The 18,736-nt window shown below is 74.5% G+C and carries 15 protein-coding genes; 11 read left to right on the forward strand and 4 right to left on the reverse strand.

Features of this window, described 5'->3' with window-relative positions; translation table 11 throughout:
• Window positions 1-37: 37 nt before the first annotated feature.
• Window positions 38-1,267 carry an acyltransferase domain-containing protein gene (locus tag ACF1BN_RS33530; RefSeq protein ID WP_392335362.1) on the forward strand — a complete coding sequence of 410 codons (1,230 nt, stop codon included), beginning with the start codon at window positions 38-40 and terminating at the stop codon, window positions 1,265-1,267.
• Window positions 1,268-2,218, forward strand: a complete 951-nt coding sequence (locus ACF1BN_RS33535) for a 4'-phosphopantetheinyl transferase family protein (protein ID WP_392335363.1) — start codon at window positions 1,268-1,270, stop codon at window positions 2,216-2,218.
• Here the strand turns inward: ACF1BN_RS33535 and ACF1BN_RS33540 are convergent.
• The 4 genes from ACF1BN_RS33540 to ACF1BN_RS33555 all read right to left on the reverse strand — a co-directional run bounded on the left by ACF1BN_RS33540 (window position 2,111) and on the right by ACF1BN_RS33555 (window position 6,736).
• Entirely contained in the window at window positions 2,111-2,725 is a 615-nt protein-coding gene (locus ACF1BN_RS33540) for a DNA-binding response regulator (protein ID WP_387278193.1), read from the reverse strand. The genes ACF1BN_RS33535 and ACF1BN_RS33540 overlap by 108 nt on opposite strands.
• A gap of 18 nt (window positions 2,726-2,743) precedes the next feature.
• Window positions 2,744-3,997, reverse strand: coding sequence for a sensor histidine kinase (locus ACF1BN_RS33545; protein ID WP_392335364.1), 1,254 nt, complete (start codon window positions 3,995-3,997; stop codon window positions 2,744-2,746).
• 88 nt (window positions 3,998-4,085) lie between these two features.
• Window positions 4,086-6,350, reverse strand: a complete 2,265-nt coding sequence (locus ACF1BN_RS33550; protein WP_392335365.1) for a TOMM precursor leader peptide-binding protein — start codon at window positions 6,348-6,350, stop codon at window positions 4,086-4,088.
• The gene (locus ACF1BN_RS33555) at window positions 6,347-6,736 is read right to left on the reverse strand and encodes a hypothetical protein (RefSeq protein WP_392335366.1); all 390 of its coding nucleotides are present in this window, start codon (window positions 6,734-6,736) and stop codon (window positions 6,347-6,349) included. The genes ACF1BN_RS33550 and ACF1BN_RS33555 overlap by 4 nt, the downstream gene beginning before the upstream one ends.
• A gap of 290 nt (window positions 6,737-7,026) precedes the next feature.
• On the opposite strand from ACF1BN_RS33555, the gene ACF1BN_RS33560 reads away from it, so the two are divergent.
• The 9 genes from ACF1BN_RS33560 to ACF1BN_RS33600 all read left to right on the forward strand — a co-directional run bounded on the left by ACF1BN_RS33560 (window position 7,027) and on the right by ACF1BN_RS33600 (window position 18,477).
• A complete protein-coding gene (locus tag ACF1BN_RS33560; RefSeq protein ID WP_387278185.1) occupies window positions 7,027-7,818 on the forward strand; it encodes a BTAD domain-containing putative transcriptional regulator in 792 nt (263 codons plus the stop codon).
• Window positions 7,819-7,978: 160 nt separating this feature from the next.
• On the forward strand, window positions 7,979-9,568 hold the full coding sequence (locus ACF1BN_RS33565) for an acyl-CoA carboxylase subunit beta (RefSeq protein ID WP_392335367.1): 1,590 nt from the start codon (window positions 7,979-7,981) through the stop codon (window positions 9,566-9,568).
• Between the two features lie 285 nt (window positions 9,569-9,853).
• Complete coding sequence (locus ACF1BN_RS33570) at window positions 9,854-11,119, forward strand: beta-ketoacyl-[acyl-carrier-protein] synthase family protein (RefSeq protein WP_392335368.1); 1,266 nt, start codon at window positions 9,854-9,856, stop codon at window positions 11,117-11,119.
• On the forward strand, window positions 11,116-12,330 hold the full coding sequence (locus ACF1BN_RS33575) for a ketosynthase chain-length factor (protein WP_392335369.1): 1,215 nt from the start codon (window positions 11,116-11,118) through the stop codon (window positions 12,328-12,330). Before ACF1BN_RS33570 ends, ACF1BN_RS33575 begins: the two co-directional genes overlap by 4 nt.
• A gap of 110 nt (window positions 12,331-12,440) precedes the next feature.
• Window positions 12,441-12,716, forward strand: coding sequence for an acyl carrier protein (locus tag ACF1BN_RS33580; RefSeq protein ID WP_392335370.1), 276 nt, complete (start codon window positions 12,441-12,443; stop codon window positions 12,714-12,716).
• A 100-nt stretch (window positions 12,717-12,816) separates the two neighbouring features.
• Window positions 12,817-14,577 (forward strand): acyltransferase domain-containing protein, encoded by a 1,761-nt coding sequence (locus ACF1BN_RS33585; protein WP_392335371.1) that lies wholly within the window; start codon window positions 12,817-12,819, stop codon window positions 14,575-14,577.
• Window positions 14,574-14,822: a DUF6059 family protein gene (locus ACF1BN_RS33590; protein ID WP_389169818.1), complete on the forward strand. Its 249-nt coding sequence runs from the start codon at window positions 14,574-14,576 to the stop codon at window positions 14,820-14,822. Before ACF1BN_RS33585 ends, ACF1BN_RS33590 begins: the two co-directional genes overlap by 4 nt.
• A 117-nt stretch (window positions 14,823-14,939) precedes the next feature.
• Window positions 14,940-17,603 carry a BTAD domain-containing putative transcriptional regulator gene (locus ACF1BN_RS33595; protein ID WP_392335372.1) on the forward strand — a complete coding sequence of 888 codons (2,664 nt, stop codon included), beginning with the start codon at window positions 14,940-14,942 and terminating at the stop codon, window positions 17,601-17,603.
• A gap of 85 nt (window positions 17,604-17,688) precedes the next feature.
• Entirely contained in the window at window positions 17,689-18,477 is a 789-nt protein-coding gene (locus ACF1BN_RS33600; RefSeq protein ID WP_392335373.1) for a DUF4232 domain-containing protein, read from the forward strand.
• Window positions 18,478-18,736: the final 259 nt, after the last annotated feature.

Here is an 18,736-nt window from a genome sequence, read left to right on the forward strand (position 1 = left end):
CCCGCTCGCCGCGGTTCCCTCCGAAGGAGAACAACTCATGTCCGCTGAAGGACCCGGCCGTCAGGGTGCGGCCCACCGGGAATGGCTGCTGGAGCGGCTCGCCCACTACCTCGGCCGGGCGGTGGAGGCGACGGACCCGCTCGTCGGCTGCGAGCTGGACTCGGTGGCCGCGCTCAGCCTGTACGGCGACATCGAGGAGGAGTTCGGGCCGATCATCGACCTGGACGACATCTGGTCGCACCGGACGATCGGCGACCTGGCCCGGCACATGGCCTACCGGGACATGCGGCGCTTCCCCCGCCAGGTGCGGGCCGCCTTCGTGTTCACCGGCCAGGGCTGCCAGTACCCGGGCATGACGGCGGGGCTCTACCTGGACTCGGCGACCTACCGGGGCCACCTGGACGAGGTGAGCGACGCCCTGCTCCCGCTGCTGAAGACCTCGGTCGTCGACCTGATCCTGCGCGAGGACCCGCGGATCCACGACACCGCGTACGCCCAGGTGTCGCTGTTCGCCGTCGAGTACGCGCTCGCCCGCACCCTGGAGGCCTCCGGCGTGGTGCCGGTGGCGGTCCTCGGGCACGGCATCGGCGAGTTCGCCGCGGCGACGGTGGCCGGGGCGCTGGCGCTGTCCGACGCGGCCCGGCTGATCGCCCTGCGCGCCGCGTTCACGGAGTACCTGCCGCCCGGCGGCGGGATGATGGCGGCCTGCGCCTCGCCGGACGAGGTGGCGCCCCTGGTGGCCAGGGAGCCGGGCGTGGACGTCGGCGTGCTCAACGCCGCCCGGTCCACCGTGCTCTCGGGCGACATCGCCGGACTCCACCGGATCGAGGCGGACCTGGCGGCCCGGGGCATCAGCTGCCGCCACCTCCCGGTGACCCATGCCTTCAACTCCCCGCAGATGGCCCCGGTGGTGCCGAAGTTCGAGGCGGCCGCGCGCCGGGTGCCGGGCGGCAGCCCGCGACTGCCCCTGTACTCCACCGTGGACGGCGGCCTCGTCAGCGGACCCTTGTACGCCCCGCACTGGTCGCGGCAGCTCACCTCGCCCATCCGCTTCGCCGACGCGGTGCGCGCCATGCTGGGCCAGCAGGAACCGACCCATGTCGTCGAGGTCGGCCCGCGGCCGGTGCTCACCCCGTACCTGCGCCGTCTCGGCAGTCCCCGCTGCATCCCGGTGTGCCCGCGGGCGGACTGCGACGCGGTGGACCTGGCGGGTGTCATCTCCGCCCTGGACGCCGGCCCGCTCGCCGCCGAGCCGGCGGGGGCCTGAGTGGCCGCCGCGATCGGCCGGCCGGTGCCCGCGCTGGGGCCCGGGGGACCGTGGGACCCGGTCGGGAGCGCCCTCGCCGCCACCGGCAGCGTCCTGGTGTACGGCACGATGCCGGGCTGGCTGCCCCGGAGCGACCTGGACGTGGTGCGCCGGCTGCTCGGCCGCGACTGGGGGCGTTACGAGAGCCTGGACCGCCCCCGGATGCGGGACCGGTTCGTCGCGTCCCGGCTGTTCCTGCGCTACACGGCGGCCGCCGTCCTGGACACCACCCCGGACCTGGTGGACCTCTCGTACCAGCCGGGCGGCCGGCCCTACGTCCGGGGCTGCGACCAGATCGACGTGAGCCTGAGCCACACCGAGGAGATGATGGTCGTCGCGGTCACCCGGCGCGGCCGGATCGGTGTCGACGTGGAGCGGGCGGACCGCAGGATCGCCCGCACCGGCTCCGAGCTCCAGGCCTGCACCCCGTACGAGAAGGAGCGGCTGGACGCGGGCGGCGAGGCGGCGCGGAACAGTTCGATGGTGCGGCTGTGGACGCTGAAGGAGGCGTACACGAAGGCGTGCGGACAGGGACTGCGCTTCCGGTTCACCGAGTTCGGGTTCGACCTGGACGGCGCGGCGGCGCGGCTGGTCCGTCCCGACGGCTCGCCCGCCGCGGCGGGCGACTGGACGTTCGGCACGTTCGCGGTGGGGGAGCGCTACGTGGTCAGCGCGGCGGTCCAGGACACCGGGTTCGGGGGTCTCGCGGACGTGTCGGTGACGACCATGTTCGACGAGGGACTGCTGGACACCCTGCTCGCCGGCGCGGCGGGTCGCCCGGGGCGGCCCCGGCACCGGACTCCGTCAGGGGATCCAGCCGGCCTCCTCGGAGATCCGGATGGCGTCGATCCGGTTGCGCGCGCCGAGCTTGGCCACGATGGCGGTGAGGTAGTTGCGGACGGTCCCCTGTGACAGGAAGAGGCAGCCGGCGATCTCCGCGGCGTCGGCCCCCTGGGCCGCGAGTCTGAGGACCTCCAGCTCCCGGGGCGAGAGCGGGTTCTGCGGCGAGTCCCAGGCGCTGAGCGCGAGCTGGGGGTCGATCACCCGGCGGCCCGCCGCCACCGCCCGCACGGCGTCCGCGAGCTGCTGCGGGGGCGAGTCCTTCAGCAGGAAGCCGGTGACCTGCGCGGACAGCGCGCGCCGCAGCGTGCCGGGGCGGCCGAGGCTGGTGAGGATGAGGGTGCGGCAGCTGGGCAGCTGCTCATGCAGGTCGACGGCCGCGGTGAGCCCGTCCGTGCCGGGCAGGTCGATGTCGATGATCGCCACGTCCGGCGGGGTGGCGAGTGCCGCCTTCACGATGGTGTCCCCCCGGTCCACGGACGCCACGACCTCGAAGTCGGGCTCCAGTTCGAGCAGCGCCACGAGCGCTCCCCGGATCATGTGCATGTCCTCGGCGATGAGCACCTTCAAGCGCGCCAACGTGTTCCCCCGGGCTCTTCACTTCTGTCGGATGGGTCGGCTCCGACGGGCGACCCTGTGGTCGGTGCGGAAGCCGTCGTGCGCACCGGCCTCGACCGTCGGCGGTCTGAGGGGAGCGTACGCCTCGAGATGAAAACGGCCCGTCTCCCGCAGGCCGACGGTGAGTCCACCGCCGATCTCCGTGAAACGCGCCTCCAGGTTGTGCAGCCCGCTGCTGCGCGTGGTCCGGCCGGCGGGTCTGGGGCCGGGCCGGCCGGCACCGTCGTTGACCATGCTCAGCAGGACCGTTTCCTCGTCGACGGTCGCGGAGATGCTGCACCGTCGGACCTTGCTGTGGCGCAGGATGTTCGTCACGCCCTCGCGCAGCGCCGTGGCGAGCACCGTGTCGACGACCGGGTGCAGCCGGCCGCAGTCGATGGCCACGTCGGCCTGGATGTCGGCCGCCGCCAGGATCGCCGCCGCCGACGTCGCCTCGTCCCGCAGGGACATGTCCCGGTATCCGCTGGACACCAGCCGTACGTCGGCGAGCGCCTGACGCGCCACCACCAGCAGCTCCTCGGTCTCGGTCCGGGCGCGCTCGGGGCGCGCGTCGATGAGGCGGTGGACCAGCTCGCCCTTCAGCGCGATGGCCGAGAGGCTGTAGCCGAGCAGGTCGTGCAGATCGCGGGCGAACCGCAGCCGCTCCCGGCCGACCGCCATCCGGGCCAGGTTCTCGCGGGTCTCGTGGACCTCGTGGACCAGGTCCGTCAGCCGGCTGAGCCCGTAGATCACGATGCCGCAGAGCATGCCCGCGATCAGGAAGTAGGCCGCCTGGGCGACCGGGTGGCCGAGCGCGAGCGAGTACGCCGGGATGCTCGACACCACCAGCGCGTACACCGGCCACGCCACGGCGGGCTTCAGGGTCAGCAGCACCGAGGCCGCCAGCGGCCCCTCCATGCTGCCCCAGGAGATCCCGTACCAGAACAGGGGCAGGTAGGTGAGCGCGACCTGGAGCCCCAGCACCCCCATCCGCCGCCGCGTCCCCCAGGACCGGGCGGAGGGCGCGGAGACCGCGTACTGGACGCTGAAGACCAGCAGGACGAGTCCGATGCAGACGGCGAGGCGCACGGTGCTCGCCTCGCCCCACCGCAGCACGTTGAGGATCGTCACCGCGGCGTAGCAGACGAGCGCGGTGACCGTGATCGCCCGGGCCAGCAGGGGGGCCGGCAGGTCGGTCTGGCGGCTCCCCTCCGCGATGGAGGGATCGGGCGCGGTACGGATCCGGTCCGGCATCGAGTCTCCTGGCCCAGTATCTGCGGGAATCAGCATGCTAATGGCCGCAGACCACCGCTAACCACAGATGACGGTGAGAATCCGAGAATCAGACAAAGAGGAACACCGGATTCAACTCGGCGTAGGGCGTCGGTTTCCGCAGCCATCCCATGCGCACCGGAACATCGAAGAGACGCCCCTCGCCGAATCTGGCCCAAAAATGCCGGAGCCCCGGCACGACGACCTTCACGACCGGTAGCTCCACATCGGGACGCGTCTGGTCCAGCACGAGCATTTCCATGCCGTGAGCACGGACCACCGCCTCCGCCGCCTCCACGTCCGCCTTGAGGTCCGGGCGCGGAATGTAGTGATGGCTCGACGGGACCCGTCCCGACTCCGAGGGGTCGGGAAGGAGATATGGCTGATTCTGCACGGTCCGTTCGCACCACCAGTTCCGCAGTTCCGCCGGCAGTTCCGCCCGCGCATCCAGGGATTCTCCTGATGGCGTGGGGGGCGGAAGAAGCTGGGCCATCTCCGTGACCGCGCGGCGCAGCGCCAGACGGGGATCGAAATGCGCCCCGAATCCGAAAGAGATCCGCTGTTCGCCGTCCCCCTCGACCCGGGAGATCGCGGCCACCACCGGGATGCCGAGGTCCGAGGTCAGGTCGAGGGCCCACAGGGACCGCCCGTTCCTCTCGTACACCGTCCTGGTCCGCGCCAGCCACGGCTCGTCGAAGGCGTCCAGGTCGAGCCCCGGGCGGCGCAGCCGGTTGTACCACCACAGCGCCACCGCGTCCCGCTCCACCAGCTCCAGGAAGCCCTGCACGATGGCGTCCTCCCGGCTGGAGCCGGCCGCGTTGCCGTTGGAGTCGGCCCAGGGCGCGCGCTCGACGCCGTCCGGACCCTGGCCGAAGTACAGCATCGACGTGGGCAGCAGCCGCTCCCGCTGTCCGGTCAGCGACCACAGCGGGGTCCATTCGCGCGTCGCCCGCCCGTCGAAGCGCGGCGGCACCGCGTGCATCGCCCCGTGGGTGGCGTTCCAGGCGTTGCGGTCGCGGTACTGCCGGTCGGCGAAGAGCTGCACGGTGTCGGGGTGCACGGCGGCGTCCCCGAGTCCGGTGAACGACTCCTCGACCACCGCCTCATCGCCCTGCCGGGTGCCGCAGTAACGTTCCACCGCCTCGCAGAGGGCGCCCGCCTCGGCCTCCTGCGGAGTGACGCCCTTGCCGCCGCTGTGACTCCGCAGTCCCTCGGCCGCGTGGCCCCGCCAGGCGAGGTTCCGCCCCGACACCCAGCGGTCGAGGCCGTCGGGAGTGCCCGGGGCCGGGCTCAGCCCGGCGACGATGCCGGTCACGGGATCGACCAGGTGCCGGTACCGGGCGAGCACCTCGGCCGCGGGCAGCGCCCGGTGGTTGCCGCCCTCCGCCGCGGCCTTGGGCCGCGACTCCGGCACCACGGGCCGCCGGCCCCGCGCGGCCACCAGCCCCGGATCGCCGCACTGCGGGCACTGGGGCCGCCGCGTCACCGGATGATGGGTGCTGCGCAGCGTCCAGGTGTCGAGCCTGCACACGGCGCCCTGCCCCTCGTACCGCAGCGCGGCCACCCACTTGAGGGTCTCCAGGACCGCCGAGTGCAGCCCCATCATGCGGACCGCCGTCAGCGACGCCTCCGGCAGCGGCACCGGCCCCCGCAGCCCCAGCGCGTGGCGCACGGGGGCCTGGGACGAGCGGTGGCCGCGCATCCGCTGCGCCAGACACGACCAGCAGGGCCCGTCCGGGGTGCCGAACACCGGCCCCACCCACACCTCGGGCCCACCCGGCCGGGCCAGCAGCCAGGGCAGTCCGGCGGCCCTGAACCGGGCGTCCGTCGCGGCGAGGCCGGGCTCCAGGTAGTCGTCGCACAGCACCAGGCCGAAGCCGGCGCTCTCCACGTCCGGCGCGAGCGCGAGGCCCGCCGCGGCGCACTCGGCCCGGGCCGCGCCGCCGTCGGTACGGCCCAGCGCCACCACGTGCACCGGCGTCGCCCCCAGCGCGGCGTCGACGTCGGTGCTGCCGAGACCCGCGAGCTCCCAGTACGCCGCCGCGGCGGAGTCCGCCCGCGGGTCGCGGTAGCCGACCAGACCGGCGCGGGCGAGAGCGGCGATGAGCTGCCCCGCGTCGGTGGCCGACACCATCGAGGCCGCCTCGGAGATCACCGCGGACAGCGTCCGCGTGCCGTCCAGGAGCGGGGCCAGCATCTCCACCTGAGTGCCCCGCAGGGCGGTCGTCCCGCGCTCCGACAGGAGGTAGACCGCCTCCCCGCTGACCGTCTCGACCCGCAGATGGCGCTTGAACCCCACCGGGAGCGCGGCGGGCGCCCGATCGGTGACCGTCACGAGCGCCCCGCCACGGCGTCCGGCACGTGGGTGAAGTGGCAGAAGGAGGCCGCCGCGGCCGGTGAGTGGGTGAAGTGGCAGAACGACGCCGCCGCGGCCGGCGAGTGGGTGAAGTTGCAGAACGAGGCCTCGACGGCCGTCGCGCCGTCCAGGTCCTCCAGGGACAGGCCCGCGGGCCCGCCGGCCGTCATCTCCATGTAGACCGGCTCGGCGGCCAGTCCGAACTCGACGAGGACGGACATCGGGTTGCTGATGTAGCGCTGCGCCAGCTCGGGCTCCAGGCCCGTGCGGGCGGTGAGCAGGGCGAGCCGTTCGGCGGTCCGCTGCGGGTCCGCGGTGCCGGGGTGCTGGTGAGGTGCGGGAGCGATGGTGGTCGAGCCGATCACGGGTTCCCCTCCTGAGCCGGTCGGACACTGTGTCCCGGGGCGTCATGGGCCGGTCTTGGCCGGCGGCCCCTCCACGTCCGCGTTCGACGTTGCGTGAGACAGGATTCTGCGATGCGCTCCCGGCGAGGCCCAGTGCCGTGTTCATCAACCCGGCATGACATTTTCACGTTCCCCTTCGTGATCCGCTCACTGGGGCGCGGGGCACCGGGGATGCGAGGCTCGTAGGACGCTGAGCGCCACATGCCAGGCGCTCGTGCGACGGGGAGCCGACGCGGAGGAGATGACGGACGATGGAGATCAATGTACTGGGGCCGCTCACCGCCACGGAGCACGGAGTCTCCGTGGTCCCCACAGCGGGCAAGCCTCGCCAGATCCTCGCGCTGCTGGCCCTTCAGGCGGACCGGGTCGTGACCGTGCCCACGCTCATGGAGGAGATCTGGGGCGAGGAGATCCCGCGCAGCGCGGCGACCACCCTGCAGACGTACATCCTGCAACTGCGGCGCAAGCTGGCCACCGCCCTCGCGGAGGACCCGCACCGGCAGGCCAAGGAGGTGCTCGTCACCCAGCACGGAGGCTACCTGCTCCAGGTGCAGCCCGGCCGGGTCGACGCCCAGGAGTTCCTCCGGCTCGCCGCCTCGGGACGCGACGCCCACGAGGCCGGCGACTACCGCACCGCCTCCGAACTGCTGCGGCGGTCGATCGAACTGTGGCAGGGACCGGCGCTGGTCGACGTCCGCGTCGGCCGGGTCCTCGAACTGGAGGTGCTGGGCCTGGAGGAGGACCGGATGGCCGCGCTGGAGCGGCGCATCGACGCGGACCTGCATCTCGGCCGGCACCGCGAGATCGTCCCCGAGCTCCGGGTCCTGGTGGCCAGGAACCCCATGCACGAGAACTTCTGCGCCCACCTCATGACCGCCCAGCACCGCGCGGGCAGTTCCTGGCGGGCCCTGGAGTCCTTCCAGCGGCTGCGCACCACGCTCATCGACGAGCTGGGCCTGGAGCCCTCGCCGCGCCTCCAGCGCCTGCACCAGGCCGTCCTCGCCGCGGACCCCGCGCTCGACCTGGAGGTCACCGCCGGCTGAACCCCGGAGCGCCCGGAGCGCCCGGAGCCGCCCGGCGTCCTCGGCGCCGCCCGGAGCCCCCGCGCTCCGCGCGAGCCGCCGCCCGGAGCCGCGCGAGCCGCCGCCCGGGGGCGGCGGAGTGCTCCACCGTGCCTTGAGGTGACGTTCCTACGTTCGGTCAATGACGATCCTCGACGAGCTCACGGTGACCCCGGCCGCCCCCGACCTGGCGCGCGCCTCGGACGAACTGCGCCGCCTCAAGGAGGAGGTGAGCCGCGGGCCCGACCCCGCGGCCACCGTCCGGCAGCACGCCAAGAACAAGCTGACCGCCCACGAACGCCTCGAACTCCTCTTCGACGAGGGGACGTTCACCGAGATCGAACCCCTGCGGCGGCACCGCGCCACCGGCTTCGGCCTGGAGGAGCGCAAGCCGCACGGGGACGGCGTCGTCATCGGCTGGGGCCTGGTCCACGGACGGACGGTCTTCGCGTACGCCCATGACTTCCGGGTCTTCGCCGGAGCGCTGGGAGAGGCGCACGCCGCCAAGGTGCACAAGATCATGGACCTCGCCGAGGCGTCCGGCGCCCCCCTGGTCAGCCTCAACGACGGCGCGGGCGCCCGGATCCAGGAGGGTGTCACGGCGCTCGCCGGATACGGCGGCATCTTCCGGCGCAACGTGGCGGCCTCCGGCGTGATCCCCCAGATCAGCGTCATGCTCGGCCCCTGCGCCGGCGGCGCCGCCTACTCGCCCGCCCTGACCGACTTCGTCTTCATGGTGCGCGACACGGCGCAGATGTTCATCACCGGCCCCGACGTCGTCCAGGCCGTCACCGGCGAGCGGATCACCCACAACGGCCTCGGCGGCGCCGACGTGCACGCGACGACCTCCGGCGTCAGCCACTTCGTCCACGACGACGAGGCGTCCTGCCTGGAGGACGTGCGCTTCCTGCTGGCGCTGCTGCCCGCCAACAACAGGGAACTGCCCCCCACCGCCCGCGGCGACGACCCCGCCGACCGGCGCACCGACGCGCTCACCGCCCTCGTCCCGGCCGACCCGGGCCGCTCCTACGACATCCGCGGGGTGATCGAGGAGATCGTGGACGACGGCGAGTACCTGGAGATCCACGAGGCCTGGGCGACGAACGTGGTGTGCGCGCTCGCCCGCCTCGACGGGCAGCCCGTCGGCATCGTCGCCAACCAGCCCGCCTCGCTCGCCGGCGTCCTCGACATCAACGCCTCGGAGAAGGCCGCCCGCTTCGTCTCCACCTGCGACTCCTTCAACATCCCGCTCGTCACCCTCGTCGACGTCCCGGGCTTCCTCCCCGGCGTCGACCAGGAGCACAACGGCATCATCCGGCACGGGGCCAAGCTGCTCTACGCCTACTGCAACGCGACCGTGCCCCGCGTCTCCCTCGTGCTGCGCAAGGCCTACGGCGGCGCGTACATCGTCATGGACTCCCGGTCCATCGGAGCCGACCTCTCCTTCGCCTGGCCCACCAACGAGATCGCGGTGATGGGCGCGGAGGGCGCCGCCAACGTCATCTTCCGCCGCGAGATCGCCGCCGCGGACGACCCCGGGGCGGTGCGCGAGCAGCGCATCAAGGAGTACCGCAGCGAACTCATGCACCCGTACCACGCGGCCGAGCGCGGACTCGTGGACGACGTCGTGGAACCGGGCGAGACGAGAAGCGTGCTCATCCGCTCCCTGGCGATGCTGCGGACGAAGAAGGCCGAGGTGCCCGCCCGCAAGCACGGCAACGTCCCCACGTAGGCCGTGGAAGCGGCTCGGCGGCACCGGGTCCCGACAGGTCCACGCGCACGCGAGCCTCGGTCGAGAGCCCCGCCGTTCCATGACTGCACCGGGGACGGCGGCGCGCCACGAGCGCACGGCCGGACCGGTACCGGCCGGCCGGGACGGGGAGGCCCTGACCCTGAACCATCCCGGTCGCCGCATCGATTCAGGAGTGTCACGGACGAAGGGATCGACAGTGACCCCCACAGTTCCATTCGGCCGGTGCGCAGCGGCGCACCCGGCCCCGTCGGAGGCGAGGTAGCCGTGCGCAGAGTCGCCATCACCGGCCTGGGCGCCGTGGCGCCGGGCGGGGTGGGTGTCAAGGAGTACTGGGACCTGCTCACCTCGGGACGCACCGCCACCCGCAGGATCTCCTTCTACGACCCCTCGCCCTTCCGCTCCCAGGTCGCCGCGGAATGCGACTTCGACCCCGCCGCCGCGGGGCTCACCCCGCAGGAGATCCGCCGGCTCGACCGGGCGGCGCAGTTCGCGGTGGTCTCCACCCGCGAGGCCCTCGCCGACAGCGGTCTCGACACCTCCGCGCTCGACCCCGGGCGCATCGGCACCTCGCTCGGCAGCGCGGTCGGCTGCACCACCAGCCTGGAGCGGGAGTACGTCGTCGTCAGCAACGGCGGCCGCGACTGGACGGTCGACCACACCTACGCCGTGCCCGAGCTCTACCGGCACTTCGTGCCTAGCTCCATGGCCGCCGAGGTCGGACGCGCCGCGGGCGCCGAGGGTCCCGCCGCCGTCGTGTCCACCGGCTGCACCTCCGGCCTCGACGCCCTCGGCCACGCCGTCGAACTCATCCGCGAGGGCACCGCCGACGTGATGATCGCGGGCGCCACGGAGGCGCCCATCTCGCCCATCACCTCCGCCTGCTTCGACGCCATCCACGCCACCACCCCCCGCAACGACACCCCGGAGAGCGCCTGCCGCCCGTTCGACCGGACCCGCAGCGGTCTGGTGCTCGGCGAGGGCGCGGCCGTCCTGGTCCTGGAGGAGCTGGAGAGCGCGCGCCGGCGCGGCGCGCACATCTACGCCGAGATCGCGGGCTTCGCCTCGCGCTGCAACGCGTACCACATGACCGGGCTGAAGCCCGACGGGCGCGAGATGTCCGAGGCCATCGACGTGGCGCTGCGCGAGTCCCGGCTCGCGCCGGACGCCATCGGCTACATCAACGCGCACGGCTCCGGCACCAAGATGAACGACCGCCACGAGACCGGCGCCTTCAAGCGGAGCCTCGGGGACCACGCGTACCGCACCCCCATCAGCTCCATCAAGTCGATGATCGGGCACTCGCTCGGCGCGATCGGCGCCCTGGAGATCGCCGCCTGCGCCCTCGCGATGGAGCACGGAATCCTGCCGCCCACCGCGAACCTCCACGAGCCGGACCCCGAACTCGACCTCGACTACATCCCGCTGACGGCACGTGAGGCGCGTCCCGACGCGGTGCTCAGCGTCGGCAGCGGCTTCGGCGGCTTCCAGAGCGCCATGGTGCTCGCCCGCCCGGAGAGGAGAAACGTATGAGCGGCCCCGCCGTGGTGACCGGCCTCGGCATCACCGCGCCCAACGGCCTCGGCACCGAGGAGTACTGGAAGGCCACGCTGGCGGGCGAGTCCGGGCTCGGCCCCGTCACCCGCTTCGACGCCTCCGGCTATCCCTCCCGGATCGCCGGGGAGGTCCCCGGATACGTCGCCGAGGAGCACATCCCCAGCCGGCTCATCCCGCAGACCGACCACATGACGCGGCTCGCGCTGACCGCCGCGGACTGGGCGCTCGCCGACGCCGGCATGGACCCCGCCGAACTCCCCGAGTACGGCGTCGGATGCGTCACCTCGGCCTCCGGGGGCGCGGTCGAGTTCGGCCAGCGCGAGCTCCAGAACCTGTGGAGCAAGGGCAAGGAGTACGTCAGCGCCTACCAGTCCTTCGCCTGGTTCTACGCGGTCAACACCGGCCAGATCTCCATCCGCAACAAGCTGCGCGGCCCCAGCGGCGTCCTGCTGACCGAACAGGCCGGCGGCATCGACTCGATCGGCCAGGCCCGCCGCTACATCCGCAAGGGCTTCCCCGCGGCCATCGCCGGCGGGGTCGACGCACCGCTCTGCCCCTGGGGCTGGGTGCCGCAGATCGCCTCCGGCCTCATGAGCACGGTGCACGACCCGGACCGCGCCTACCTGCCGTTCTCCTCGCGGGCGGCCGGATACGTCCCCGGCGAGGGCGGGGCGATCCTGCTGATCGAGGAGGCCGGCTCGGCCCGCGGACGCGGAGTGCCCCAGGTGTACGGCGAGATCGCCGGATACGCCGCCACCCTCGACCCGGCCCCGGGCTCGGGCCGCCCTCCGGGGCTGCGCCGCGCCGCGGAGAGCGCCCTCGCCGACGCGGGCGTCCGCCCCGAGGACGTCGACGTGGTCTTCGCCGACGCCTCGGGCGACCCGGCCGCCGACCGCGCGGAGTCGGCGGCCCTCGCCGGGATCTTCGGCCCCGGAGCCGTACCCGTCACCGCCCCCAAGACGATGACGGGCCGTCTCCTGGCCGGCGGCGCGGCCCTCGACGTCGCCACGGCCCTCCTCGCCCTGCGCGACGGGGTCGTCCCGCCGACCGCCAACGTCACGGAGGCCGCCCCCGAGCACGGGGTCGACCTGGTCACCGAGGCCCGCGAGGCCCCGCTGCGCACCGCCCTGGTGCTCGCCCGGGGCCACGGCGGATTCAACTCGGCGCTCGTCGTACGCCGGCCCTGACCGCCCCGACCCGCCACCCGCCCCCCACCCCGCACCCGACCCCCACCCCGGAACCCGCACCCACCGCACCGCACACCCGGCACGCCGACCATCAGACGAAAGGACCCACCATGAGCGCCTCCACGACCACCACGGCCGTCACCCTCGCCGACCTGACCCGCATGCTGCGGGAGAGCGCGGGCGAGGAGGAGGGCGTCGACCTGGACGGCGACGTCATCGACACCCCGTTCATGGAGCTCGGCTACGACTCGCTTGCCCTGCTCCAGGTGATCGGCCAGATCCAGCGCGACTACGGCATCGAGATACCGGACGACGCCGTGGTCGACGCCGAGACCCCGAGGGCGCTCCTCGCCCTCGTCAACGCCGGGCAGGCCGCCGCGGCCTGACCGGCCCCCGATCCGGCCGGCCCGCCCGGGCATCCCCCCTCGGGCGGGCCGGCCGCCGCACCTCCCCGTTCACCAGGACCATGCGCCCGCAGGAGGGACCATGTCGCTCACCTCGTCCAGCGCGGTCGTCCGGAGGCTGATCGTCAGCACCGGTCACACCCACCCGCAAGCCGAGCCGCAGCGGCTCGTCGCCACTCCCGCCGCCCTCTCCGCCGTGCTGCGCGCCTTCGGCCGCCCGCTCGACCGGCTGCCGGTGCGCACCACCGTCTACATCGGCTGCCCCCTCGGCGAACTGCCCTCCGTGCACGAGGGCTTCACCGTCCGCACCGAGCCGAGCGCGGGTCGCGCCCTGCGCCGCGCGGCACGCGAACTGCACGACGGGACCACCGACCTCGCCGTCGTCGCGGGCTTCGGCGAACCCGACCCCGGCACCGTCACCGTCCACGCCGTCCGCCGCGCCGCCGAGGCGGTCGCCGACTCCGAGCGGATCGTCGGCGTGCTCGACCTGACGGCGGACGCCGAGGACGACCTCCCGCCCGTCCGCCCCCTCGTCCACGGCCGCCGCGAGACCGGACCCGAGCGCCACCGCCTGCTCCTGTGGTCGGGCCGCGACGAGGAGGACGAGGCCCGGGTGCGCGGCGAACTGCTCGCCCTGCTGGACGGATCGCACAGCGAGGCCTTTCCCGCCCTGCCCACCGCCGTGCCCTGCGGTGTCCCGGTGGGCCCGGTGCGCGGGGCCGCCGTGACCGTCTCCGCGCTGGCCGCCGCGAGCGTCCACAAGGCGCGGGCCGGGCGGGCGGGCCGGCCCCGCCCGGTCGCCCTCCTCTTCCCCGGCCAGGGATCCCAGCACACCGGCATGGCCACCGGCCTGTACGGCCGCGACCCGGTCTTCACCGCCGCCGTCGACGCCGTCTTCGCCCACATGGGGGACGAGGGCCGACGGGTGCGCGAGGACTGGCTGACCCCCGGCCGCCCCCGGATCCCCGTGGACGACGTACGGCGCGCCCAGCCGCTGCTGTTCGCCGTCGACTACGCCCTCGGCAGGCTCGTGCTGAGCTGGGGGGTGCGCCCGGCCGCGCTGCTCGGACACAGCGCGGGTGAGCTGGTCGCCGCGACGCTCGCAGGGGTGGTCTCCCTGGGCGACGCCGTCTCCATGGTGATGTCCCGGGTCCGCGAGGCGGTCAGGATCCCCGAGGGCGGCATGCTCGCGGTCGCCGCGAGCGAGGAGCGGGTGGCGCCCTATCTGACCGGCGACGTGGTCGTCGCCGCGGTCAACACCGCCCAGCAGGTCATGCTCGCCGGCCCGGCGGCGCCGCTGGCCGAGGTCCGCGGCCGGCTCAGGACCGACGGGCACACCGTCGTCGAGGTCCCCGCCTCCAGCCCGTTCCACTCGCCCGCCATGGCACCGGCCGCCGAGCGGGTCGAGGCCGACTACCGCCGCATCCCGCTGCGCGAGCCCGTCCTGCCCCTCTACTCCGGCTACACCGGGACCCTGATGGGCGCGGAGCAGGCGCTCGACCCGCGCTTCTGGGCCCGACAGATCACCGACACCGTCCGCTTCAAGGAGGCCCTGGAGGAACTCCTCGCGATCGAGGACGTCCTGCTGATCGAGGCGGGCCCCCGGCAGACCCTCACCGCCTTCGCCCGCCGCCACCGCGCGGTGCGCCTCGGCGCCAGTGCCGCGACCCCGCTGCTGCCCGCCCGCCCGGGCACGCAGGAGGCCGACCGCCAGTCGGTCCTCACGGCGGCGGCCCGCGTCTGGACCGAGGGACACGACCTGGACATGCGCGCGGTGTCCGGCCTGTGGAGCTGGTCCGCCGACCGGGCACGCACGCCCGCGACCCTGGCGGTCCCCGCGTGACCGCTGTCCGCCGTCTGCTCGCCGCGGTCGGCCGGGCCCTGTCCGCGGCGGGCTGGATGTGGCTCGGGCTCGCGGGGACGGGCCCGCCGCCGCCCTGGCTCCCGCCCCCGTCCCCGCCGCCCGAGCCCCTGCGCCCGCCGCCCGACGGCCACCCCGAACGCCTCTGCCCCGAGGTCCCCCTGACGGAGGTGGAGCGCGCCCTGGAGCGCGAGCTGAGCCGGGCGGCGCCCCCCGACGCCGGCTGACCGAACGTCCCGTTTCGGCCGAATCCCGAGACGGCGGCGGGATCGGTGCAGGTCGGGGCGGACGCGACGCGTATTCTCGACTGCCGGTGGCGGCGGACAGGGAACGCGGAGGTACGGGTGGAGTTCCGGCTGCTCGGATCCGTCGGGGTCGTGACGGAGGGCGGCGACGTCGCCCCGGGGCCCGCGAAGCGGACCAGCCTGCTGGCCGCGCTGCTGCTGCGCCCCAACACGTCCGTGCACGTGACGGCGCTGATGGACGCGCTGTGGGAGGACGAGCCCCCGACGCACGCCAAGACGGTGCTCCAGGGCCACGTCTCGCGGCTGCGGGCGCTGCTCGCCGCGCACGGGGCGGAGGCGTACGGGGTCGAACTCACCACGCAGGGCTCCGCGTATCTCCTGCGGATGCCGGAATCGCTGGTCGACGCGCACCGGTTCGAGGAGCTGGTGGGCCTCGCGGGCGCGCAGCGGCACGCCGCCGACAGCGTACGGATGCTGCGCGAGGCGCTGTCGTACTGGCAGGGCCCCGCGCTCACCGGCACCGTGCCGAGCGGGCCGCTGGAGGCGGCCGCCACCGCCCTGGAGGAGCTGCGGCTCTCCTCGGTGGAGGCGCTGGCGGAGGCGTACGGGAAGCTGGGCGAGCACGGCAGGGCCGCCGCCGTGCTGCGGACCGAGGCCGTCGCGCACCCGCTGCGCGAGTCGCTGGCCGCCGCGCTGATGACGTCGCTGGCCCGGGCGGGCCGCCGCTCCGACGCGCTCGACTGGTACCACCGCACCCGCCGGCTGCTCGCCGAGGAGCTGGGCGTCGACCCGGGCGGGGCGCTGAGCGAGACGTACGCGGGGCTGCTGCGCGATCAGGGGGCGGTCCTCGCCCCGGTGCCGGAGCCGCTTCCCGAGCCGCCCGCCCCGGAGTCCTCCGTCGTGCCCGAACTGCTGCCGAGGGCGCCGCGCGGGTTCACCGGACGGGAGGCGGAGACCCGGCTGCTCGACCGGGCGGCCGGCGCGGGCGAGGGACCCGTCTGCCTGGTGACCGGTCCCGCCGGGGTCGGCAAGACGGCCTTCGCCGTGCACTGGGCGCACCGGCGGACGGACGACTTCCCCGACGGGCGGCTCTTCGCCGACCTGCGCGGTTTCAGCGACACCCCGGCGCCCGAGGCGGGCGTCGTGCTGCGCGAGTTCCTGCTCGCGCTCGGCGTGCCGCAGCAGCGGGTGCCGGAGACCGCGATGGGCCGCGGGGCGCTCTTCCGCAGCCTCACCGCGGGCCGCCGGATGCTCGTCGTCCTCGACAACGCCCGCTCGTCGGAGCAGGTCAGGCCGCTGCTGCCGGGTGGCGAGGCATGTGTGACCGTGGTGACCAGCCGGGACCGGCTCGGCGGTCTCATCGCCTCCGACGCGGCCCGCCCGGTGCCGCTCGGCCAGCTGCCGCCGGACGCGGCGACGGCGCTCCTCGCGACCGTGCTCGGCGAGGCGCGGGTCGCCGCGGAGCCGGTCGCCGCCGCCCGGCTCGCCGGACTCTGCGACGGGCTGCCGCTCGCGCTGCGGGTGACGGCCGCCCGGCTGGCCGAGCGGCCGGGCCGGCTCCTCGGCGCGATGGCCGGCGAACTCGCCGACGAGCAGGGCCGGCTGGCCCTCCTCGACGTCGAGGACGTCGGCGTCTCCGCCGCGCTGCGGCTCACCGTGCAGCAGCTCCCGGAGTCCGCCGCCCGCGCCTTCCGCGCCCTCGGCCTGCACACCGGCTCCGACCTGGACCACTTCGCCGCCGCCGCGCTCACCGGCACCACCCCGGCGCGCGCCACGGCCGACCTGGAGCGGCTGGCCGCCGCGCACCTGCTGACGGAGGCGGTGCCCGGCCGCTGGACCCCGCACGACCTCGTACGCCTCTACGCCCGCGGCCTCGCGCCGCAGGCCGACCCCGAGGGGCTGCGCCGGCTCGTCGACCACTACCTGTACGCGGGGCTCGCGGCCGACGCGGCGGCCGAACCCGGCTCGCAGCCCTGCTACGCGCTGCCCGCCGACGTGCGCCGGCCCGCCGCGGTCCCGGAGTTCGAGGGCCGGTCGGCGGCGCTCGACTGGTACGCGGCCGAGCGCCCCGCCCTGGAGGGGGCGGTGGCCGCCTCCGCCGCCCTCGGGCTGCACGACCGGGCCTGGCGGCTGGCCCTGGTGGCCTGGCCGCTGATGCTGATGCGGCTCCAGGACGGCTGGACCCCGCTCCTGGAGGCGGGACTGGCCTCGGCGGTCGCGGCCGGCGACCCCGACGCGGAGTCCAGGACGCGGGCGCTGCTCGGCTGGATCCTGCACCAGGAGGAGCGGCACGCGGAGGCGCTGGTCCACCTGGAGCTGGCGCCGGGGCTCGCCGCGCTGGCCGGTGATCCGATCAGCGAGGCCATCGCCGTCGTCAACCACGCGGCCGTCCTCGACGCGACGGGGGAGTGCGCGCGGGCCCGCGCCCTGATGACGGAGGCGGTCGCGCTCGCCGACCGGATCGGGCACCCGTCGACGCAGGTGCTGACCCTCCAGCACCTGGCCGCGCACTGCCTGGGCGCGGAGGAGTACGAGCAGGCGCTGGCGCACGTCCTTCGCGCCGGGGAACTCGTCGCGCCCGACGCGGTGGTCGTCCAGGCCCAGCTGCGGATCGTGCGGGGCGAGGCGCTGGCCGGCATCGGACGGCTCGAAGAGGCGGCCCACCAGCTGGAACGCGCCGCCGCCGACTCCGAGGCGGCCGGCTTCACGGAAGGTTCGGCGCGGGCGGCGGAGCAGCTTGCGCGGCTGGCGGCGGGGCGTTAGCGGTACGCAAGCGGAACGGCAGGGCCGGGGCGGAGTCTGTACTCGGCAACGACCGACCGCTTCACGCCTCACGGGGGAACACCGCATGCGTACGACTCACCGCCCGACCAGGACGACCCTGCTCCTCGCCGCCCTCGCCGCGGCCTCGCTCTCGCTGACGGCCTGCGGGGGAGGGGACACCGGCGCGAAGGACGCCGGCAGCGCGACGACGACCGGGTCGGTGGCGCCGCGGACAACGACCGCCGCTCCGGCCGCCTCGGCCACCCCCGGCTCCGGGGAGAGCGCCACGGGCACGACGGACGCCAAGGGCTCCACGGACGCCTCGGGCTCCACCGGCGGGTCCGGCACCACGGGCGGGTCCGGGGGCGGGTCCGCGACCGCGTCCGCCGCCCCGGCCGCCGCGAAGGGCGAGGGGGCGGGCGGTACGGGCGCCGACGCCAAGGTGCCGGTCTGCGTCCACGGCGACGTGAAGGTCACCGCGGCGAAGGCCGACGAGGTGCCCACCGAGCACATCGTGCTGACCGCCACCAACACCTCCGGCCGCGCCTGCCTGCTCCTCGACCACCCGCTGATCGCCTTCGGCGAGATCCAGACGGCGAAGGACGTGCCCCCGGTCGCCAAGAGCAGGCCGGCGGCCCCGGTGGTGCTGGACCCGGGCGCCCCCGCCTACGCCAACGTGCGGGTCTCCCTCGGCGGTGTCCACGAGGACAACAAGGTGGTGAAGGAGTTCACCGTGAACCTCTTCGCCGCCGACGGCCCGGCCGAGGGCAGCGTCGTGGTCGCGGCTCCGGCGGGCGGGATCGCCGTCGACGAGAAGGTCGCGAAGACCGGCTACTGGACGCCCGAACTCCGCAACAGGGCGGACGAGTTCTGAGCCCTTCCGCATCGGCGGGTCCGTCTCCGGGGGATCGGGGACGGGCCCGCCGCCGCGTTTCCGGGCTGTGAATTCGCGCGGGCCGGGCGGGAGGCGCGGGGAGTCGGGCCGACGCGGAACCTCGCAGGTGAGCGCGGCGAGTCGCCCATGAGCGAACTGACGATCAATCATGTCTGCTCTGTGGCACGGGTGTTGCGGTCGTGTGCGCGCCCTTGTGTGATTCCTATGGATCGGTCAATCTTTCGGTCGACGGCAGGGC

It is taken from the genome of Streptomyces sp. NPDC014861 (assembly GCF_043081625.1).
Lineage (GTDB): Bacteria > Actinomycetota > Actinomycetes > Streptomycetales > Streptomycetaceae > Streptomyces.

Coding starts and splice junctions, on each gene's coding strand:
- ACF1BN_RS33530 (WP_392335362.1), top strand. CDS start 38: ATGTCCGCTGAAGGACCCGGCCGTCAGGGTGCGGCCCACCGGGAATGG.
- ACF1BN_RS33545 (WP_392335364.1), bottom strand. CDS start 3,997: ATGCCGGACCGGATCCGTACCGCGCCCGATCCCTCCATCGCGGAGGGG.
- ACF1BN_RS33560 (WP_387278185.1), top strand. CDS start 7,027: ATGGAGATCAATGTACTGGGGCCGCTCACCGCCACGGAGCACGGAGTC.
- ACF1BN_RS33565 (WP_392335367.1), top strand. CDS start 7,979: ATGACGATCCTCGACGAGCTCACGGTGACCCCGGCCGCCCCCGACCTG.
- ACF1BN_RS33575 (WP_392335369.1), top strand. CDS start 11,116: ATGAGCGGCCCCGCCGTGGTGACCGGCCTCGGCATCACCGCGCCCAAC.
- ACF1BN_RS33580 (WP_392335370.1), top strand. CDS start 12,441: ATGAGCGCCTCCACGACCACCACGGCCGTCACCCTCGCCGACCTGACC.
- ACF1BN_RS33585 (WP_392335371.1), top strand. CDS start 12,817: ATGTCGCTCACCTCGTCCAGCGCGGTCGTCCGGAGGCTGATCGTCAGC.
- ACF1BN_RS33600 (WP_392335373.1), top strand. CDS start 17,689: ATGCGTACGACTCACCGCCCGACCAGGACGACCCTGCTCCTCGCCGCC.